The organism is Williamsia sp. CHRR-6, from assembly GCF_018474015.1.
In the GTDB taxonomy this organism is placed as follows: Bacteria; Actinomycetota; Actinomycetes; order Mycobacteriales; family Mycobacteriaceae; genus Williamsia_A.
The window spans coordinates 871,479-893,202 of sequence record NZ_JAHCSG010000001.1 but is presented as its reverse complement, the minus strand read 5'-3'; the positions used below and the strand labels follow the sequence as shown (position 1 = coordinate 893,202).

The window sequence follows — 21,724 nt, the reverse complement described above, 5'->3', positions numbered from 1 at the left end:
GGGTCGGCTCAGGGCATTGAGTCGGAGGGGATTGACCTGTCACATGAGTTGCGCCAACGTCTGACCTGCGCTCAGCAGGCGCTCCTGCATGTCCAGGAGACGCTGCCCAAGAACCCACTCAACATCGCCCACTACCTCGACCTCGTCGGTCCGTTCGACCTCGAGGTGTCGCTGGAGGTGGGTCGGGTGTTCGTCCGTCGGATGGCGGCGATGTTCCTGCGGTTCGAACGCGTCGACGGCGACGTGGTGATGGTCTACGACCCGACGCTGTCCGACGACCTGACCTCCATCGACTTCGGCGACGAGCCCGATCCGCTGCGTGCGGCGCAGGACTGGATGGCCGCGGACTGGTCACGCCCGCGTGACCCGCTGTCGGACCGGTTGGCCACGGTGGCCATCCTGCGACTGTCCGACCAGCGGCACTTCCTCTACTTCTGCATGCACCACATGACCATCGACGGTGGTGCCGCCATGCACTACATGAACAGATGGGCGCAGTGCTACACCCAGCGGATGGCCGGTGACCAGCCCGACTTCCCGCCGCCGGCCGATCTGGCCGGCGCGTTGGCCGCCGACACCGACTACCTGACCTCGCCGCGACGTCGCCGCGACCGCAAGTACTGGGCCGACACACTCGACGACCTGGCGCAGACGGTCAGCCTGTCGCGCCGATGGGGACCACCGGCACCCACCGCACACCACCTCACCGGCACCATCGACGCCGCTCAGACGGCCGACCTCACCGCCGCTGAAAAGGCAGCAGGCACCAGCCTTCCCGCCATCATCAGCACAGCCGTGGCCGTCTACCTCGCGCGGATGACCGGTCGCCGCGACGTGTCCATCGCGCTGCCGGTGGCGGCGCGAACCACCGCCGCGCTGCGGACCACGCCGCTACCGGTGTCCAACGTGGTGCCCATCCGCACCGCGTTGAGCGCCGAGGCCACGGTGTCTGACGCGTTGGCCGCCACCTCGGCCTCGCTGATGGGGGCGCTGCGGCATCAGCGCTACCGCTACGAGGACATCCGCGCCGATCATGCTGCCGCCCAGGGCATCCCGGTGGCCGGCGCGGTGGTGGCCGGACCGGTGGTGAACCTGATGCTGGTGGTTCCCAGCGTGCAGTTCGGTGCGGCTGTCGGCACCGTGCGAGTGCTGTCCACCGGGCCGGTGGACGACATCGCCATCACCGTCTATCACGGCGACACCGGCGCCGAACCCACCCTCTACCTCGACATCGACGCCAACCCCCACCGCTACACCCGCACCGAGGCCGCCGCCCACCACCGGCGCATCATCGAACTGATCGCCACCCTGGCGCGCGCCTTGGCCCAGGCCCCCGACACCGCAGTCGACGACCTCGACCTGTTTGCCCCTGGGGAAGCCGAGGCCCTGCTGAACCGGGTGGGTTCACCGGCGCCGGGTCCGTGCGTGCTGCCCGATCTGTTGGCCGCGGCCACCGCGCGCGTTCCAGACACCGTGGCGTTGACCGACGCCGGTGCGCGCGCCTGGACCTACCGGGAGCTGACCGCCGACAGCATCGACCTGGCTGCTCGGCTGGCCCAGCGCGGTGCCCGAGCCGGCACGGTGGTGGCCATCGTGGCCGGTCGCGGACTGTCGCAGTCGCGGTATCTGTGGGCGGTGGCCCACACCGGTGCCGCCATCCTGCTGATCGATCCGGCCCAGCCTGCCGCCCGCATCGAGGCGATCATCGCCGACGCCCGCCCCGACCTGGTGATCACCACCGCACGCACCACGCTGCGGCGCGCAGTGGGCCATGAACACTGGCTGGTGCCCGAGGACCTGGCACCCGCCGGGCCTGCGGTCCGGGCGCGACCCGCCCTCGACGACACCGCCTGGCTGGTGTACACCTCCGGCACCACCGGTGCTCCCAAGGGTGTCGCGGTCACCCACCGTGGTCTGGCCGCGTTGGCCGCCGACATGGCGGTGCGCCTGCGCGGTGGGGTGCGGGCCCCGCGGGTGGCCCAGTTGGCTGCACCCACCTTCGACGCCGCCTACTTCGAACATCTGCTGGCGGTGGCGTTGGGCGCCACGCTGGTGCCTGCGCCGTTGCAGACGCCCACCGGCGACGCGTTGGTGGCGTTCTCTCGGCGCAACGCGATCACCCACCTGGTGATCACCCCGACGGTGTTGGCCACCATGAACCCCGACGCGTTGACCGGTGGCACACTCACCATCGTGATGGCGGCGGGTGAGTCGCTGCCCGCGAACCTCGCGCGCAGCTGGGGGCAGCGGGTTGACCTGCGCAATCTGTACGGTCCCGCCGAGACCACCATCATGGCCACCGCGGCCCGGGTGGGAGCCGACGACGCCACCGTCCCGGCCGGGGCCGTGGAGTCGGTGATCGGGACGCCGATCACCGGATTTGCCGCATATGTGCTGGACAACGCACTGCGACCGGTGCCCGTGGGGGTGGCGGGCGAACTGTATCTGGCCGGGGCCGCCCTGGCTCTGGGCTACGTCGACGACCCCGCCGCCACGGCCACCCGGTTCGTCCCGTGCCCGTGGGGTGTGGCCGGTGCCCGCATGTACCGCACCGGCGACCTGGTGGCCTGGGACGGTGAACCGGCCGCAGCACAACTGCGCTACCTCGGCCGGGCCGACGCGCAGGTGAAGGTGCGTGGGGTGCGGGTGGAGCTGTCGGAGGTGCAGGCCGCCGCGGCCGGGCATCCCGACGTGATCGCAGCCGCGGCCGTGGTGGTCGACGACGCGTTGATCCTCTACGTCGTGGGGTCCGGGTCGGATGTGATGGGCGGGGCTGGAGACATCGGCGGGGCGGTCGGTGCGGCGGCTGAGGTGACCGCTGCAGTGGCACTGCGGTCGTCGGTGCGACGGCACCTGGCCGAACACCTGCCGCCCGCGATGTGGCCGGCGCGCATCGTGGTGATCGAGTCGATGCCGGTGACGGTGAGCGGCAAAATCGACCGTGACGCCCTGGCGCAGCTGCCGCTTGCCGAATCCCAGGTGACGTATCAGGCCCCGTCGGGCACCGCCGCGCTCGTGGTCGCCGACGTGGTCTCCTCGGTGGTCGGGGTACGACGCCCTTCGATGCTCGCCGACATCGTGGAGCTGGGGGCCAGCTCGCTCAACGCCGCGCAGATCGCCTCGGAGATCTCCCGGCGCACAGGGGCTTTCATCTCCGTTCGCGACGTGCTGACCGCCACCACCCTGCGTGAGCTGGCAGACACGGTGCAGGCACACGCCGGGATGACGCCTCTGTCCCCGATCCGCCCCGAACACCCGCCGGCCTCAGCACAGCAGCAGGCGTTGGTGGCTCAGCATCGGCTGGATCCACAGTCACAGGTGAATGTGTTGCGCGGCAGCATTTCTCTCACCGCAGTGGGCCTGTCGGTGGCTGTGGTGGCACAGGTGATCGCCGATCTGGTGGCGCGCCATGAGGTGTTGCGGACCGTGCTGCGCATCGACGAGACCTCCGGGCAGCTGTGGCAGGACGTGATCGACGTCGACTCCGCGTGCGCGCAGATCATCGTCACCGACACTGACCTGACCGGGGCGGATCTCGGCGCTGCGGTGGTGGACCCGGTGGGTGGTATCCCACTGCGCATCATGCTGCGCGACAGAACTTCTGAGTCTTCGATCGGCGGGGTCGAGGTGGTGGTCGCCGCCCATCACATCCTCGTCGACGACGCCTCGGCTGCAGTGCTGACCGCAGACGCCATCACCGCGTGGACGGCTCGTCGCGACGGCCACGTCCCGCAGTGGTCGCAGGCGGCGCTGCCGTACGCCGACGCCACCCTGGTCACCGCCGCCTGGCTCGGTGATGTCGAGGATCGGGACAGCGAGGCCGGCGTCCAGCGTGAGTACTGGCGCACTCAGCTCGCCGGCCGCACGACACGGCCCCGGCGGCCGACCGATGTGCGCCGCGAGTATGACGTGCCCACCGCCGCCGCAGGCACCCAGGCCGCGCTCTTGTCGCCGGAGCTGGCCGATCAGATCGATTCCACCGCAGCACGATTGGGTGTGAGCACCTTCGGGTTGCTGCACGCGGTGTTGGCGGTGGTCGAGGCGCGCCACACCGGGGTGGACGACGTGTGGATCGCGGTTGCCGCCGCCGGCCGCGACCGCCTGGACGCCCGCCCGGCGGTGGGCATGTACGTCAACCCGGTGGTGCTGCGCACGGTGATCGCGCCCACCGACACCATCGCCGACATCGCCGCCGCGGCCGCGCAGACCGCACGCCAAGCCCAGCTGCACGGCGACCTGCCGTTCGCCGAGGTGGTGCGGGCGGTGCAACCGGATCGCGATCTGAACGAGGCGCCGCTGACCGATGTGCTGTTGAGTTTCCGCGAGACCGATCACCGGCAGCTCGCCGTCGACGGGTTGACCATCGAGGTGACCGAGGAGTCGGCCGTCGATCCACGGGTTCCGTTGCAGTGGAACATCGATCGCACCGGCGACAGCCTGGCCGTCACGCTCACCCATCAGGTGTCGACGGTGTCGGTGGGCACCGCGGCCTGGCTGCTACAGACCTACCTCGACGCGCTGGCCGTGGCCGTCGCCGACACCTCCGCAACCGTCGAGGTGCTGGTGGCTGGGGTGGGGGTGCTCACTGCACCCACCCCGGCGGGCCGGTCGGGGCGCACCCTGCTCGACGTGGTGTCCGGCAGCGTCGGTGTGCATCCTGAACAGGTGGCCGTGCACGGGCTGGGCGCCGACGGCACCCCCCGCCGGCACACCTATGCCGAACTCGACGCCGTGGCGCGCACCGTGGCCGGGCGGCTGGTGGTCGCCGGGGTGCAACCCAACAGCACTGTCGCCGTGGCGCTTCCACGCAGTGTGGACGCGGTGGTGGCCCAGCTCGCGGTGCTGATGGCTGGGGCGGCCTTCGTCCCGGTGGACATGACCGCGCCTGCGGTGCGCATCGGGACCGTCCTCACCGAGGCGGCGGTGTCGGCGGTGCTGGTCTCGCCGCAGACACCGGCGGTCATCCCGGTGGGCTACCCGCAGGTGATGTGCGACAGCGGCGCCCCGCTGGATCCGTCGGCACCGCTGTTCACCCCGGTGCCGGTACCCGCCGACGCGCCTGCCTACGTCATCTACACCTCCGGCTCCACCGGAGGACCCAAAGGTGTTGCGGTCAGCCATCGCAGCGTGGTCTCGATGCTCGACGCCACCGCGGTGTACCTGGGCTCGGAGTCCTCCGACGTCTTCTCCTGCACCCATTCACTCGCCTTCGACTTCGCGGTGTTCGAGGTGTTCGGGGCCTGGCGGGTGGGTGCCACCGTCGCCCTGATCGAGCACCCGATCCTCACCGACCCTGCGGCCCTGAGCAACCGGCTGCGCACCGACCGGGTGAGCGTGCTCAGCCAGACGCCGTCTGCGTTCGGTCCGTTGGCCGCGCAGCTGGTGGCCCAGGCAGACACGCCGGGTCTGGGCCAATTATGGTTGCGCCACCTCGTCTTCGGCGGCGAGGCACTGGCGCCGGCCCGATTCGATGCGGTCCCGTCGGTGTTGGGCACCTATGTGCGGATGCACAACATGTTCGGCATCACCGAGGTGTCCGTGCACGCCACCGCGGCCGAGGTGAACACGGCCGACCCCCGTTCGCTGATCGCGGGCGTGTTGCTCGACGGCATGCGGGCCGAGATCCTCGACGACCGGTTGCGCAGCGTCCCGGTGGGCACCTGGGGCGAGTTGTACCTGCACGGACCGCATCTGGCGCTGGGGTATCACGGCCGCACCGACCTGACCGCCGAACGTTTCGTGGCCGGACCGCAGGGTGTGCGGCGCTACCGCACCGGAGATATGGTGCGGCGCACCGCCGACGGCTACCTCGAGTACGGCGGGCGCACCGATACGCAGGTGCAGATCCGCGGCCACCGGGTGGAACTCGGCGACGTGGCCGCTTCGGTGCGCGCGCTCCCGCGGGTCACCGACGCGCAGGTGATCGCCCGCACCGGCGAGCGCCTCGATGGCGCCGAACTGGTCGCCTACGTCAGCAGTCACGGCACCTTCGATGTTGCCGCGGCCCGGGCCGCGTTGCGACAGACGTTGCCCGCCTACGCGATCCCCACCCATTTCGTCGACGTCGACACCTGGCCGCTGACGGCCAGCGGCAAGGTGGACATGGCCGCCCTACCGGCCCCCCACACCAGCCCCGTGGTGTTCGACCCCGCCGCCCCGGTGCCCGGTGCGGTGCTGGCGGCGGTGGGCACGGTGCTCGGCATCGACCCGGCCGAGGTCGATCCGCAGCGATCGTTGGCCGACCTGGGTGCCCATTCGCTGACCTACATGCATCTGGCGGTGGTGATCGGGCAGGCCACCGGCCGGCCGGTGGAGGTGGCCACCATCGTCGGCACACCGTCGCTGGCCGCGTTGGCCGCAGCCCTTGAGGCCGAAGCGTCCTCGCAAACAAGTGAATCCACACCGGAGCCCGAGACCGCGGTGCGACTGCCCGGGCATCGGGAGGACACCGCCGGTCACGGCGACGACGGGCCACTGGACTATGTGCCCAGCCCGCAGCAGCAGGGGCTGTGGATCCTCAACCGCATCGATGCCCGCTCCACCGTCTACCACCTACCTGTGCTGGTGGAGTTGGACGAGGAACTGGACCGCGATGTGATGGTGGCCGCCCTCGGCGATCTGGTGGCCCGCCACGAGATCCTGCGAACCGTGGTCTCGGAGCGAGCCGGTGCGCCCATCGCACGAGTGCTGCGGGTGGACGACGCCCGGACCCGCATCATCGCCGCCACCGCCGATCCGCGGCGGGTCAGTGCGGCGGGCCTGGGTCGCGCGGCGGCCCAAGCCGCCGTGGTCCCGTTCCAGCTGCAGCGTGATCTGGGTTGGCGGGCAACGCTGTTCACAGTCGACGGCGCCGCCGGGGTGCGCTCGGCCGCGGTGTTCGTGGCCCATCACATCGTGGCCGACGGCTGGTCGCTGGACCTGATGGCCGCCGACTTCCACCACGCCCTGCAGGCGAGGCGGGCGGGTCTGGCACCGCGGTGGGCGGCCGCAGCAGTGCCCTATCACCGGCATGCGCAACGACTGGCGGCCGCCGATCACACCGACGACATCGCCTACTGGACACAGGCTCTCGCCGATGCACCGCTGCACCTGTCGCTGCCCACCCCGGGGTGGGCGCCGACCGATCGTTCCGATCCCGAACCGGCTGATCACCTGCAGGCCACCATCGACCCCGCCACCCGGGAGGCCGTGTCCCGCTGTGCTGCGGCAACCGGTAGCACCGTCTTCCACGTGGTGCATGTGGCGCTGGCGCACACGCTGGCCGTGTTCACCGGCAGCGACGACATCGTCATCGGCACCCCGACGGCCGGCCGCGACACCGCCGACGAGCTCGGCGGTGTAGGCATGTACGTCCGGACTGTGTTGTTGCGCAGCCGGATCGACGCGAACGCCAGCTTGTCGCAGACCTTGCGGGCCAGCGTGACCGCGTTGAGCGAAGCGGTGGCACACAGCACGCTGTCGTATGAGGGCCTCGTCGAGGCCCTGGCGCCCGCGCGCACCAGCGACACCGATCCGTACCTGGACGTGTTGTTGGCCTTCGGATTTCCCACCGACGCGGCCGCATCGATGATCGGGCGTAACGGGTCGGTCACCCCTCTGCTGGTTCCGCACGCTCGGGTGCCGCTGGAGTTCAGCGTGACCGACTCCGGGTCGGGCGGTGCACTGTCGATCACGCTGGTGGTGGGTACCTGGCGGGTGGATGTGGCGTTGGCCGGACGCATCCTGCAGGCACTGGTGGAGGCGATCGGTTTGATGGCCGGATCGCCGCTGCACCAACCGATTCCCGGCCTGGTCGATCCGCAGCCGATCGCTGCGGGTGCGTTGAGTGTGCGATCGTCCATCGGCGACCCGATCGCGGCCATCGCCCAGAACGCGGTGAGCGCGCCCCACAGCATCGCCGTGGTGGACGGCGCGACGACGATGAGCTACCGCGAACTGCTGGGCGCGGTGCGGGAAGTGGCTGACCGCCTGCAGGCGCACGGGGTGGGCGTCGGTGACCTCGTCGCGGTGATCGGTGGTCGCACCACGGGCACCGTGGTGGCGTTGCTGGCTGTGATGACCGCGTGTGCCGGGTACGTCCCGATCGATGTCGTCTACCCCGAGAACAGGGTGGCCACCCTGCTGGCGGCCGCCGACCCGGTGGTGACCATCACCGTCGACGCCCAGGTTCCCGCGACGCCGAACCCCGAGACCGAGACCGAGACCGAGTCTGCACAGGGGCCCGATTACGCGACGGACACCGTGGAGATCGCCGGTGGCCGTGAGCATCTGGTGATCCAGGCGGCCCGGCGTGGATCGGGTCGCGGTCGCATGGGTGCCATCGCCGGTGGTGCCCCGGCGTATGTCATCTACACCTCTGGCTCCACCGGCGATCCCAAAGGCGTGGTGGTCAGCCGCCGCAACCTGACCGCCATGCTCGACGCCGCGCTGCCCGTCGTCTCCCCCGGCCGCTCGGACGTGTGGTCGTGGTTTCACTCACCGGCGTTCGATTTCTCGGTGTGGGAGGTGTTCGGCGCGTTGGTGTCCGGTGGTCGCGTGGTCACCGTCGACTCCGACGCCGCCCAGGATCCCCAGTCGTTGCTCGACCTGTTGGAGCGCGAGCGCGTCAGTGTGTTGAGCCAGACGCCCACCGCGTTCGCCCGCCTGGCCGACCTGGAGGTGCCCCCGGCGCGGTACGCCGCGGTGCGCACAGTGGTGTTCGGGGGCGAGGCCGTGACCCCGGAATCGTTGCGGGCCGCCCAGGTTCGGATGCGTGGCGCCACGCTGCTGAACATGTACGGCATCACCGAGACCACCGTGCACCTCACCCACGGCGAGGTGGACACCGCCGACCGGCGCAGCATCGTGGGGCGGCCGCTGCCGGGGGTGGGCCTGGTGGTGTTGGACCGTCGGCTACGCCCGGTACCCGTCGGTGCACGCGGCGAGCTGTATGCGCTTGGTCCGCAGGTGGCACATGGCTACCTGGGCGCCAGCGCGCTGACCTCGGAACGGTTCGTGGCCGCACCGTTTGGTCCGGCGGGCGGGCGGATGTATCGCACCGGCGATCACGCCCGGCGCCTGAGTGCTGAGGTGTTCCAGTACCTGGGCCGAGTGGATCAGCAGATCCAGTTGCGCGGCTACCGCATCGAGTTGGGTGAGGTGGCCTCGGCGTTGCGTGCCGATCCCGGCGTGGCCGATGTGCGGGTGCTGTTGCGCCCGGGTGCGCGTCCCCGCGACGAGGTGCTGGTGGCATTCGTCATCGGCCACAGCGTGACCGGTCCCACCGGGTCCATCGCCACCGATTCCACTCCGACACCGCTGGACGGCCGTCGGCTGCGGGAGCTGTGTGCGGCCACCCTGCCGGCCCATCTGGTGCCTGCCGGGGTGTTCGTGGTGCGAGCATGGCCGCTGACCAGCTCGGGCAAGCTGGACAGCAATGCGCTGCTGGCGCTGGCCTCCTCATCGGGTGGGGGACGCCCACCGATGATCGGGGCCGAGCGCACTGTGGCTGCCGCCTTCGCTGCAGTGGTGGGGCTGGAGTCATCGGCGTTGAGTGCCGACTCCAATTTCTTCGATGTCGGCGGCAACTCGTTGTCGGCGGCGCGGTTGGCCTCGACACTGTCGGTGCGGGCCACCGTGATCAGCGTGCGCGACATCTTCGACAACCCCACCGTGGCCATGCTGGCCGGGCTGATCGATCAGGCGCAGCCCGGTGCGGCACAGGCGCTTCCGGTCTTGCAGGCGCGCCCGCGTCCAGACCGGCTGCCGGTCACCCCGCAGCAGGGAGAGTTCTGGCTGCTGTGGCGCATCGATCCCACCGACACGGGATATCACCTGGCTGCGGCGGTGCCGCTGCCCGCCACCCACGATGTGGCCCAACGGTTGGAGCGGGCGGTGCGCACGGTGATGGCGCGTCACGACGCGTTGCGTACCAGCTACCCCGAGGATGCCGACGGGCCGTATCAGTTGCTCTGGGAGGTCGACGACGTGGCCGTCGACCTCATTCCGCGTCAGGCCTCCGATGTCGCGCAGGCGTTGACGATGATCGGTCGCCCGTTCCACCTGCCCACCGAGATTCCCTGGCGGATGGGCGTTTTCGACATCGATGGCTTTGATCTGCAGATCCTGGGTGTGGTGGTGCACCACATCGCCGTGGACGGTCGGTCGTTGGCCATCATCGAACACGAGTTGGCCGCCGAGATCGCCGGCCCCGGCTCCCTGGGTCCAGCGCCGCTCGACTTCGGCTCGTACACACAGTGGCTGGCCGAACTGACGCGGGTACGCGCCGAGGAGCTGCGGGAGTTCTGGTCAGGTCGATTCGCCACGCCGGTGCCGCCCCTGCGTCTGCCCGGCGTCACCTGGCGGTCGCCGGTGACCATCGGCACCGACATCGACGACAGCGAGTTCGTCTCGATCGACTTGCCCGCCGACACCCGAGCCAAGCTGTCCGACTTCGCAACCGCCCACCACTCGACGTTGTTCATGACCGTGCACGCCGCGCTGGCGAGTCTGCTGGCCCGGCGGGGCGCCACCGACGATCTGGTCATCGGGACCGCCACCTCGGGCCGCGTGCACGAGGCCCTGGTGGGCACGGTGGGCATGTTCGCCCACACGGTGCCGCTGCGCACCCGCATCGACCTCGAGCGTGGGTTCGGCGACGTGCTGGCGGCGGTGACCGCAGACGACCTGGAGACATTCGCCCACGCCGAGCTGTCGTCGAGTGCGGTCACCGGGTACCTGGATCCCGCCACTGTCGAAGTGGGACAGTCGATCTGGGATGTGTTCCTGGCTGACCTGAGTCAGGAACACCGGCCCGGGGGCAGTGCCGTGTGGGGTGTCGAGCTCGAGGAGCTGCGCGCTGCGCTCCCCGGACCACAGGCGCGATTCGGACTGGACTTCTTCGTCGGCTCATCCGACGATCAGGCGGGGTTGACCATCGGTCTGGTCCACCGCAGAAGCGTGGTGTCACCGGAGGTCGCTCGAGGCCTGCTCGACGAGCTGGCCACGCTGCTTGTTGCCGCGACCAGCGCACCCGAGGCGCCGGTCGCGGTGCTGCTCGCCGCGCCGCGTCCGGTGCCTGCCGCGGCGCACCCGGCACCGGTCGGACTCGGTGAACTGTTGGAGGCCGCGGTGCGCGAGCACCCCGATCGGGTGGCCGTGGCGGTGCCCCCGCGTCGACACCACGCTGACGATGACGGGGTGTCGGGCTGGTACACCCTGACCTACCGGGACCTGTTGGCGCAGGCACATCAGTTGGCGCGCAACCTGATCGCGGCCGGCGTGCGCCGCGGCGACGTGGTGGCCGTGCACGGGTCGCGGTCGCCGTGGTCGATCCTGGGCATGTGGGCCGTGGCCACCGCAGGCGCCGCGTTCGTCCACCTCGACGTGCGTGATCCGCTGGCGCGTCGACAGGCGATCATCGCCGACGCCGCCCCCGTGCTGGGGATCTACGACCGGACCGGGGTGCCCGCAGATCTGCCCGGTCGGTGGCTGCCCATCGAGACCGACGTCATCTCCGATGACGTAGGGGTGACCCGCGCACCCACTCGAGAAGACGAACTGGCCTATCTCACATACACATCCGGGTCCACCGGGGCACCCAAGGGGGTGCTGGTGACCCACGCCGGTCTGTCTGGTCTCATCGATGCTGCGGTGGCCGCCACCGGCATCACCGCCAACAGCGTGGTATTGCACAACTACGCCACCACCTTCGACGCCCACCTCATCGAGTTGCTGCCGGCCTTCCACGTCGGCGCTGCGGTGGTGGTGTGCCCGCCGGAGGTGATCGGCGGCGAGGAACTGGTCGAGCTGATCGAGCGGGCCACCGTATCGGTGCTGTTCACCAGCCCGTCGGTGCTGACCACCATGGAAACCGGTTCGCTGCCGTCGGTGACCAGCCTGGTGGTGGGCGGTGAGGCCCTGCCGGAGACGTTGGCGCGCAACTGGTCTCGAGGTCGTCGGATGGTCAACCTGTACGGGCCCACCGAGACCACCGTCGCGGTCACCGGGGACACGGCGGTGGGTGCGCATCCGGTGAGCATCGGCACGGCGTTCGACGGGGTGTCGGTGTATGTGCTCGACGAGCGGCTGCGTCCGGTGGCCGATGACACCGTGGGCGAGTTGTACATCGCGGGCCGCGCGGTGGCCCGGGGCTACCTGGGATTGTCCGATCGCACCGCCTCGCGGTTCGTGGCCGACCCTTTCGGGTCGGGGGAGCGTATGTATCGCACCGGAGATGTGGTGCACCGCAGAGGTTCTGATGGCCACCTGGTGATTCACGGCCGCACCGACTCTCAGCTGACGCTACGTGGGGTGCGGTTGGAGCCGGCCGAACTCGAGGCCGCCATCACGTCCCTGCCCCAGATCTCCGACGCCGCAGTCGGGCTGCATCCCACCCCGCGCGGCGACGACGTGCTGGTGGCGTGGGTGGTGCCGAGCAACGCGGATCGACCTGTGGGCGAGGAGGTCTCAGCCGATCCTGATACATCCGGTGCGGCGGTGACCCCGCACCGATCGCGGTCGGTGTCCAGCGAGGTGCTCACCGCACAGTTGAGCGCGCTGCTACCCAGGCGGATGCTGCCGACGGTGTTCAGCGTGCTCGACGACTTGCCGCGCACCGGCGGGGGAAAGGTGGATCGGGCTGCGTTGCCCACCCCTACCCGGCTGGGGGCGGCGGCCGGAACGGCACCGGTCACCCCCTACGAACGGGCGGTGGCTGCCGAATTCGCCACGGTCATCGGCATCTCGCCGTCCACCCTGGACACCGGCTCAGATTTCTTCGCCCTCGGCGGTACCTCCTTGAGTGCCACCCGCGTGATCGCCCGGCTGCGCGATCGCACCGGTCGCGCGGTCACCGTCGGCCACCTCTTCGATGCCCGCACGGTGGGCGCGTTGGCCGCGGTGCTCCAGGGCGACCTGGCCACTGCGCCCCGCCTGCGGCCCGACCACATGCCGACACCAGCCGACCTGCCGTTGGCGTATCCGCAACGCAGACTGTGGATCCTGCATCGGATGAACCCGATGTCCACGGCGTACACGGTGCCGTTGGTGTTGAAGGTCGCCGGTGATGTGGACCCGGCCGCGCTGGCCGGTGCAGTGGCGCAGCTGCCGGTCCGTCACGAGACGTTGCGCACCGTGTTCCCCGAGACGCCGCACGGCCCACGGCAAGTGGTGCGCCCGGCGCAGCGTGTTGCGGTACCCGTGCGCTCGGTCAGCGAATCGGAGGTGCCCAACGCGGTCGCCGAGATCATCACCGCGCCTTTCGACCTGGTGTCCGAGCCGGGATTCCGGGCGGTGGTGCTACAGGTGGTGCCCGAGCGTGGCCAGCGCACCGACGCCGGTGGCGAGGACATCGGCAGTGAGGCCCCCGGTGCGGGCACCGTGGTCTGGGACACCGATCGTCACTGGGTGCTGGTGATGGCCATCCACCATGTGGCCGTGGACGGTTGGTCGATGCGGACGCTGTTGGCCGACCTGGCCGCCGGCTATCACGGGGGTACCGATCGGCCCCGCGACACCGACCTCACCTACGCCGACTTCACCCGCTGGCAACTGCGGCGCCTCGGCGACCCCGAGGATGCATTCTCCGAATACCAACGGCACCTGGACTTCTGGACCAGCACCCTGGCGGGCGTGGGCAGCCCGGTCCGACTGCCCGGCACGGCCCCAGCGCAGACCGCCATCGGACCAGGTGGCCGCACAGTCCGCACCCTCGACGAGTCGGTGGCGGCCGGTCTCAAGGCGTTGGCCGACAACACCTCGGCGTCGCTGTTCCACGTGACCCATGCCGCGTTGGCCGGGTTGCTGACCAACCGTACCGGCCGACCCGATCTGGTCATCGGTGCACCGGTGCTCGGTCGAAGCGATCCCGCCTGGGAGCCGGTGGTGGGCATGTTCGTCAACACCATTGCGCTACGGACCATCTCGCGGTCCGGGGAATCGATCCGCGACGCCGTCAAGCGGGTCCGTGACACCGATCTGGCCGCATCGGCACACGATGAGCTGCCCTACGACGTGGTGGCCCGCGCGGTGAAACCCGCTCACAGCGGTCGCCAGGACCCGCTGATCTCGGTGCTGCTGGTGCGCCAGGAGGTCGCGGCTCTGTCCGGAGACGTGATGCCGCCGACCGTGGTCGGGGTGTCGGTGGAGCCGGTGATAGGTCCAGAAGCGTTGCTGGGCGCCAAGTTCGATCTCGAAGTGGTGATCGGTCAGATGCCGGGTCGACCGCTGTCGTTGACGCTGGTGCACTCCGGAGCGGTGCCGGCCGACATCGCCGAGGACTTCATCGACGAGCTGATGGCTCTGCTGGGTGCGGCGGCCACCAACCCCGACGCGCCGTTCCCGTATCGCAGCGCGGCGGCCCCGGCGGTGGTAGACCCCGATGCCCTCGGAGAGGGCGGTGCGAGCATCAGTGGTTCGGAGATCCCGATGGCGCGTGCCGACGGTGTGGATCCGGCGATGGTCGACGGGGTGGCCGCGGTGTTCGCCGACGTACTCGGGGTGGACCCCGCTGCGATCGGTCCCGACGACGACTTCTTCGCCGCCGGCGGATCGTCGCTGGCGGCGACGCAGGTGGTGTCGGTGCTTTCGCGCCGCTGGGACACCACGATTCGCGTGTCCGCTGTGTTCGACCACCCGACCCCGCGCAGTCTGGCCCGTGCGGTACGCCACGAGGTGGCCACGGCTGCAGCCGAAGTGGGTCTGCGCAGCATCGCCGCGCCGCCGCCGGGCACCCTGCTACCGCTCACGTCTGCGCAGCGTCGCATGTGGTTTGTCGACCGACTCGCTGCCGATGCCGAACGCGCACAGGTCGGTGGCGCCCGGATGGCGCCGGCCGTGATCCCGGTGGCGGTGGCGCTACCCGCCGGGGTGTCGCCGGCCACGATCAGCGCGGCCGTGGCCGCGGTGGCTGATCGCCACGCGCCGTTGCGCACCGTCTACCCCGACACCCCCGACGGACCGCGCGCACAGGTGCTGCGTCGGCTGGAACTGGAGGTGACCGAGGTGGCCGCCGACGTGGATCCCGTTGCGGCCGTGCGTCAGTTGGTGCGCCAACCGTTTGACATCACCACCACACCCGGTGTTCGGGCCGCGGTGGTGGGCACCGATCCGCACCGTGTGCTGGTGGTGGTGGTGCACCACATCTCGATGGACGGCCAGTCGGTACCGTTGCTGACCGCAGACCTGACCGCCGCGCTGAACGGGCGCTGGCTGACGCCCCTGGCCGTGGGTTACCCGCAGTTCGCGGTGTGGGAGTCAGCCCAGTGGGATCTCGCCGAACCCGGCGCGGACGCCGATTCGCAGCATTCGGGCTCAGTGGGACAGACTCGTCGCGACCGTGAGATCGACTTCTGGCGGCGAACTCTCGAGGGTCACCCCGGCGTGTTGGAGCTGCCCACCGACACGGTGCGTCTGCCCGAGCGCTCGTTGGAGACCGCACTGGTGACCCTCGACCTGGACTCGGCGACCATGGCGATGATCGCCCACACCGCCCGCTCGGCGGGGGTGACCGACTTCCACGTGCTGCACGCCGCGTTGGCGTTGACGCTGAGCGTGTGGGCGGGCACCGACGATGTGCTGGTGGGGACCCCGGTGTCGATGCGCAGCCAACCCGAGACCCGCGACATGGTCGGCATGTTCGTCTCCACCGTCGCCTTGCGTACCCGGCTGCGTCCAGGCCTGCGGGTGGGTGAGCTGCTGGCTCTGGTGCGTGAAACCGATGCCGCCGCACTCGATGCCGCGCTGATCGGCTTCGACGAGATCGTCGGTGCGCTGGGCGTTCCCCGTGATGCCGGGCGCCATCCGTTGGTGCAGGTGATGCTGTCGGTAGTGGAACTGGCAGGTGGCGTGGGATCTGCTGAGTCCGGTGCCGAGAGCTCGGATTCGCAGATCTACAGTCCCGCATCAGAATTCGACCTGCAGGTGACGGTGACCGTCGACCCGCTCAACGGTCGGATGACCGTCGCGTTCGGCTACGCCGAGTCGCTGTTCGACCGGTCGACGGTGGCCGTGTTTGCCGACCGGTGGCGCCGCGCGCTCACCCAGATCACCGACCGGGGCCTGGCCGCGCCGGTGGACGCGATCGACCTGCGCACCGACGACGAGGCCGACCTGCAGTCGCTGTCGTTGCTGGCCGAACCAGAACGCACCCCGGTCAGCTTCGGATCGATCCTGGCCGCGGCGGTGGCCGAGCATCCGTTTGCGGTGGCCGTGGACGACGGCACCCTCACCCTGACCTACCGTGATCTCGACCGTTGGTCTTGGCTGATCGCCAACGAACTACGTGCGCACGGTGTTCGCGCGGGACAGCCGGTGGCGGTGCTGTTGCCGCGCTCGGTGCGCTCGCTGGTGGCGTTGTGGGCTGTGGTGCGGATCGGCGCGGTGTATGCGCCAATCGATCCCGCCTATCCGCCTGAGCGGATCACCCTGATGCTCGAGACCGTGGACGCCCGGGTGGTGATCGGAGATCCGTTGGGGGACCTCGCGGCCGGGCGGGTGAGCGTGGACATACCGGTGCATCCGGGTGCACTGGATGCGGTGACCCCGCAGCCGCCGGTGGACACCGGGGTCGATGCGCCCGCCTACCTCGTCTTCACCTCCGGTAGCACCGGGGTGCCCAACCCGGTGTGGGTGACGCATCGAGGTCTGTCGACGTTCACCGATCCCGACGAGTTCCCGCTCACCCCGCTGGACCGGGTCGCCATGATGTCGGCCACCAGTTTCGATGCCGCCATCCTGGATGTGTTGCTGGCCACCGGATCCGGAGCCCGGCTGTCGGTCATCGCACCGGGCCTGGTCGGCGGCGACGTGGGCACGGCCGAGTTGGCACGACTCGGTGTGACCGCGATGTTCCTCACCCCCACGGTGCTGTCGAGCCTGGACCCCGCGAAGTTGCCGCGTCTGCGGCGAGTGTGGGTGGGCGGTGAACGGATGTCGCGAGATCTGTTGGAGCGCTGGTCTTCTGGGCGGGTGGTGTTTGTCGTCTACGGACCGACCGAGGCGACGATCTTCGCCACCCGATGGCCGGTGGTGGCCGAGCGGTCGGTGTTGATCGGCTCGCCGTACGCCGATGTCGGGGTGAGCGTGCTGGACACGCATCTGCGGCCGGTGCCCGACGGTACGGTGGGCGAGTTGTACCTGCACGGTCCGGCGTTGGCGCAGGGTTACAGTGATTCCGCGCTGACAGCAACACGTTTCGTCGCCGGACCACGTGGTCGTCGCATGTATCGCACCGGTGATCGGGTGCGCACCACCACCGGTGGGTTGGAGTTCTGTGGCCGCGTGGACGAACAGCTCACGGTGCGCGGCGTGCGGGTGGAACCCGGTGAGGTGAACAGCGTGCTGCGTCGGGTGGGGGCTCGTGACGCTGCCACCGTGGTGAGCGCCGGCCCCTTGGGTGCGGTGCTGGTCTCCTACGTAGTGGCGCCGACCGACGGACGCGACCTCGCCCGGCTGCGCTCAGCGGCCGCGCGACTGCTGCCGTCCACGTCGATGCCGGCCCGGCTGATCGAGATCGATCAGCTACCGCGCACCCCGGTGGGCAAGTTGGACGTGGCCGCATTGCCCGCGGTGGACTGGTCGAGCCCGGCTGGTGGTCAGCCGGTCACGGCCACCGAAGCCGCGGTACTCGACGTGTTCCGAGAGGTGTTGGACGCCAGTAATATCGGAGTACACGACGACTTCTTCGCGGCCGGCGGCACGTCGCTGCAGCTTGCGCGGGTGGCCGTGGGGCTGCGGGAGCGCCTGGGGGCGCACGTGGCGGTGGCCGCGGTGTTCGTGCACCCCACCGCGGCCGCACTGGCCGCCGCCATCGATGCCGGCGATCAGGCCCCCGACGCTCTGGCTGCGGTGGTTGAGCTGACCAAGACGGGTCCCCGCGCGGTGCCCGTCGACGAATCGGTGTCTCCCGGCGCGCTGTGGTGCGTGCACTCTGGCGGCGGATTGGCCTGGAACTACGCCCCGTTGGTCTCGACGCTGCCCGGACCGATACTGGGGCTTCAACTTCCGGGACTCGTCGATCCCGATCTCCCGATGCCCGCCACCATCGGTGCATTGGCCGAGGCGCATCTGGCCACGCTGCGGCGGCGTCAGCCGCACGGTCCGTACCGGCTGTTGGGCTGGTCGGTGGGTGGACAGCTCGCCCACGCGATGGCGCAGCGGCTGCAGCGTCTCGCCGAACGGGTGGAACTGCTGGTGCTGCTCGACGCCCGGCATCCCGACGAGATCGCGACCCGCACCGCCGCCCGCATTGAACCTGAGGTGGCCAGCCTGCTGCAGGCGCTCGACGCGCGTCGCTATGCCGACTACCTACGCCGAGTCAACCTGCTGATCCAGGCCGCCGGGCAGGACACCCCCGGGTCGGCCACCCCTACCTCTACGGTTTACGTTGCGGCGCAGGATAATCCGAACCCACAGCGCTGGGCTGCGCACGTGGGCGGATCGATGATCGCGGTGTCGTCCGGAGTGGATCACGCGGAGATGGGCGAGTGGGAAGCGATGAAGAAGATCGGGGAGATGCTTGCCGCTCTGGATCTCTCGGCCGGAGGTGGGCCGGGCGGGCTGGGTGGGGTTGAACAGTGACATGAGGCCGAACAACAGGGAGTGGCGATGACCGACGAGTACGGCTCGGATGAATCCCGACCCGACGAACCCAGCCCCGAAGAATCCAGCCCTGAAGAATCCAGCCCTGATGAACCCAGCCCCGAAGAGGCCAGCCCTGGTGAACTCAGCTCCGATGGATCCCGATCCGACGATGGCGTCCTTGATGTGGGTGCCGGGCAGCCGGCGACTGGCGCGATGCGGCGCCGACGTCGCCGCCCCGTCCTCATCGGTGTCGCCGTGGTCCTCGGGTTGCTGCTCATCGCCGGGGCCTACCTGGGCTATCTGACGTATTCGGCGAAGACGAACCTCGAGTCGGCTCGCACCCACGCCAACGCAGCCCGCCAGGCCATCCTCGCCGGCGATGTGGGTGTTGCCAAAGCGCAAGCTGCGCAGGCATCCTCGGCGGCGCGGACAGCCCACGCCCGCACGCGTGACATGGTTTTCCGGGCCGCCGCGGCGGTGCCCTACCTCGGTGATCCGCTGGCCACCGCCGGTGCCATCGCCGGGGTGGTCGATGACGTGGCTACCGACGTCCTCACTCCCACATCGGCGTTGGCCGACACGTTGAATCCCGAGACGTTGCGGAGCGGCGACAAGGGCATCAACGTCGATGCGTTGGCCGCGGCCCAACCCGAGCTGGCCCCGATCGCGGCGAGCGCCGCGCGTCTGCAGACCCGTGCGTCCGGGATCGATCCATCGTGGTTGGGCACAGTCGCCAACGCCCGCGACGCACTGGTGACGCAGTTGGTGAAGCTCAACCGGTTCGTCGCCGGCACCGACTATGCCGCGCGCCTGCTGCCACCGATGTTGGGCAGGCAGGAGCCACGCCGATACTTCTTCGGGTTCCAGACCCCGGCCGAATCACGCGGCACCGGAGGACTGTTGGGGGCGTACGCGGTGTTCAGCGCCCGCGGCGGCAAGGTGACCGTCGACAAGCTGGGACCCAACTCGACGCTGCGGGCTCCGGCGCGTCCGATCAACCTCGGAGCCGATTTCGACTCCAACTACCTGGCCAGCCGGCCCTACACCGATTCGCGCAACAGCAACATCAGCGGCAACTTCCCGTATGCGGCGCAGATCTGGATGTCGATGTGGCAGCAGCAATCCGGGCAGCGGCTCGACGGTGCGGTGGCCGCCGACCCGATCGCGCTGAGCTATCTGCTCACCGCGACCGGCCCCATCGTGTTGCCCTCGGGCGAGCAGATCACCGGGGCCAACGTGGTGGAGGTGACGTTGTCGTCGTCATATCGCCGGTTCGGTGGGGACAACCCGGCGCGTAAGGCTTTTCTGCAGGAGATCGCCGCGCAAGCCATCAGCAAGGTGTCGACGGCGCGCGGCAACACCGCCGGGGTGCTCGAAGCGCTGGGTCGGGCGGTGCTCGAACGGCGACTGATGGTCTACAGCGCCCGTGCCGACGAACAGAACGTGTTGCGGCAGGCGGGATTGGCGCACGAGGTGACCGAGACGAACCGTCCGTACGCCGAGGTGTTGATCGGCAACCTCGCCGGCAACAAGATCGACTACTACCTTCGGCGTTCCATCACCTACACCGGACCCGAATGTGGCTCCGGCCCCACCCGCATCACCACGATCACGGTGACACTGCAGAACACCGTCACCGATCTGACGTTGCCCGAGTACGTGATCGGCGGCTTGGGCAACCCGCAACTGAAGCTGCGCAAGGGCACCATGCTGTCCGAGGTCACCCTGCTGGCCACTGCTGGGTCGGAGGTGGCCAACATGACCCTCAACGGTCAACCCGTGCTGTATCTGGTCGGCGAAGAACGCGGCCACCGCCGGGCCTCGGCACAGGTGACCACGCTGCCGGGCAAGACATCCACCGTGGTCATCAAGATGCTGGAGCCGACCTCGGCCAAGGGTGCACCGTTGGTTCCGGTGCAGCCCTTGGTCGACAAGCCGACAGTGCAGGTTGACCTTCCTGCTTGCCGCTAGCGCTGGGCGAAAACGCCTGCGATCCAGGCGAAGTCGGTTGCGTCGAGCTTGGCGTACTGGTGGTCGCCGCCCACCTGCACCCGCTGGGACACCGAGCCGCCTGCGGCTCGCGCCGCTCGGATCGCAAAAGTGTTCCAGGACGGCAGGATCACGTCGTCACGATCGGACTGGATGACCCGCAGCGGGACGGACAGACGGCGCTGGGGCAGCGCCAGCCGACTCAATGCCGCCTGATACGACGTGACCGCGGAGGAGTCGGCCGGGGTCACCTGTGCCGCGGTGATGCTCGCCGCCACGGCGGGTCGATCAGGTCCGCAGCCGATCAACGAGGTGATCTGATCCTGGGTGACGCCAGGAATGAGCTGCTTGAGAGTCAAGGTGCCGTTCGACGACTGGACTGCCGCATACGCGAGAGCCGTCGCGAGGGCACGTTGATTGGCCGAGAGTCGACCCGCCGCGGCCAGTGCGGGGAAAGCGGTTACATTGGCCACGGGGTTGATCGCCACCGCTGCGACCATGGAAAGACCCTGCCCATAGAGCGAGTTGTATTCGTCTGCGGCCCAGGCCGCATGGCCACCCTGGGAGTTTCCGACGACCAGCCATCGCTTCGACACCGCAGGTGAGAGCTTGCCGAACGCTCGGACGGCATCGATCACGTTGTACGCCGCGGCACGTGGGTCCAGATAACGATGGGTTCCGTTGGGGCCCAGTCCTTCATAGTCGGGAATCGCCACGGCGTACCCCAGCGAGGTGAACGGAGTCACGATGGGCAGGGCCACGTAGGCGGCCACCGGCAGGTTGGGGATGCCGCAATTGTTGGTCAGCCCGATGGTGGGGTGAGCGATAACGACCACCGGCCATCCGCCCGGAGGTGGCGTGCCCTGCGGGATCACGAACGAACCGGTGACCGTCACCGCGGAACCGCGGGTGGCATCGGTCGAACTGTACGAGGCGAACTTCGCCAGCGAGACAGTGGTCTTGTCGATCCACGTCAGATCCTGGGTGGGCCCGATGATGGCGCCACGCGCCACCGGTGAGGTGCCCACTGGGGTGGGCAGCGTCGAGGCGGGCAGCGGCGTGTCGGAGACGGCCGAAGCTGAACCTGTCCCGAGCACGAATACGCAGGCAACTGCAATCGATACGGCGGTGACGAGACCGCGATGCCATTTCGTCGTGATGACCACGATTTTCC

3 protein-coding genes are annotated in these 21,724 nt (G+C 69.6%); 2 read left to right on the top strand and 1 reads right to left on the bottom strand.

Features of this window, described 5'->3' with window-relative positions; all coding sequences use genetic code 11:
• Nucleotides 1-48 precede the first annotated feature (48 nt).
• Entirely contained in the window at nt 49-18,558 is an 18,510-nt protein-coding gene (locus KIK15_RS03935; protein ID WP_214242798.1) for a non-ribosomal peptide synthetase, read from the top strand.
• A gap of 27 nt (nt 18,559-18,585) precedes the next feature.
• Nucleotides 18,586-20,532: a DUF4012 domain-containing protein gene (locus KIK15_RS03930; RefSeq protein WP_214242797.1), complete on the top strand. Its 1,947-nt coding sequence runs from the start codon at nt 18,586-18,588 to the stop codon at nt 20,530-20,532.
• On the opposite strand, the gene KIK15_RS03925 is transcribed toward KIK15_RS03930, so the two are convergent.
• Nucleotides 20,529-21,647, bottom strand: a complete 1,119-nt coding sequence (locus tag KIK15_RS03925) for a lipase family protein (RefSeq protein ID WP_214242796.1) — start codon at nt 21,645-21,647, stop codon at nt 20,529-20,531. The genes KIK15_RS03930 and KIK15_RS03925 overlap by 4 nt on opposite strands.
• Between the last annotated feature and the right edge of the window lie 77 nt (nt 21,648-21,724).

Coding starts and splice junctions, on each gene's coding strand:
- KIK15_RS03930 (WP_214242797.1), top strand. CDS start 18,586: ATGACCGACGAGTACGGCTCGGATGAATCCCGACCCGACGAACCCAGC.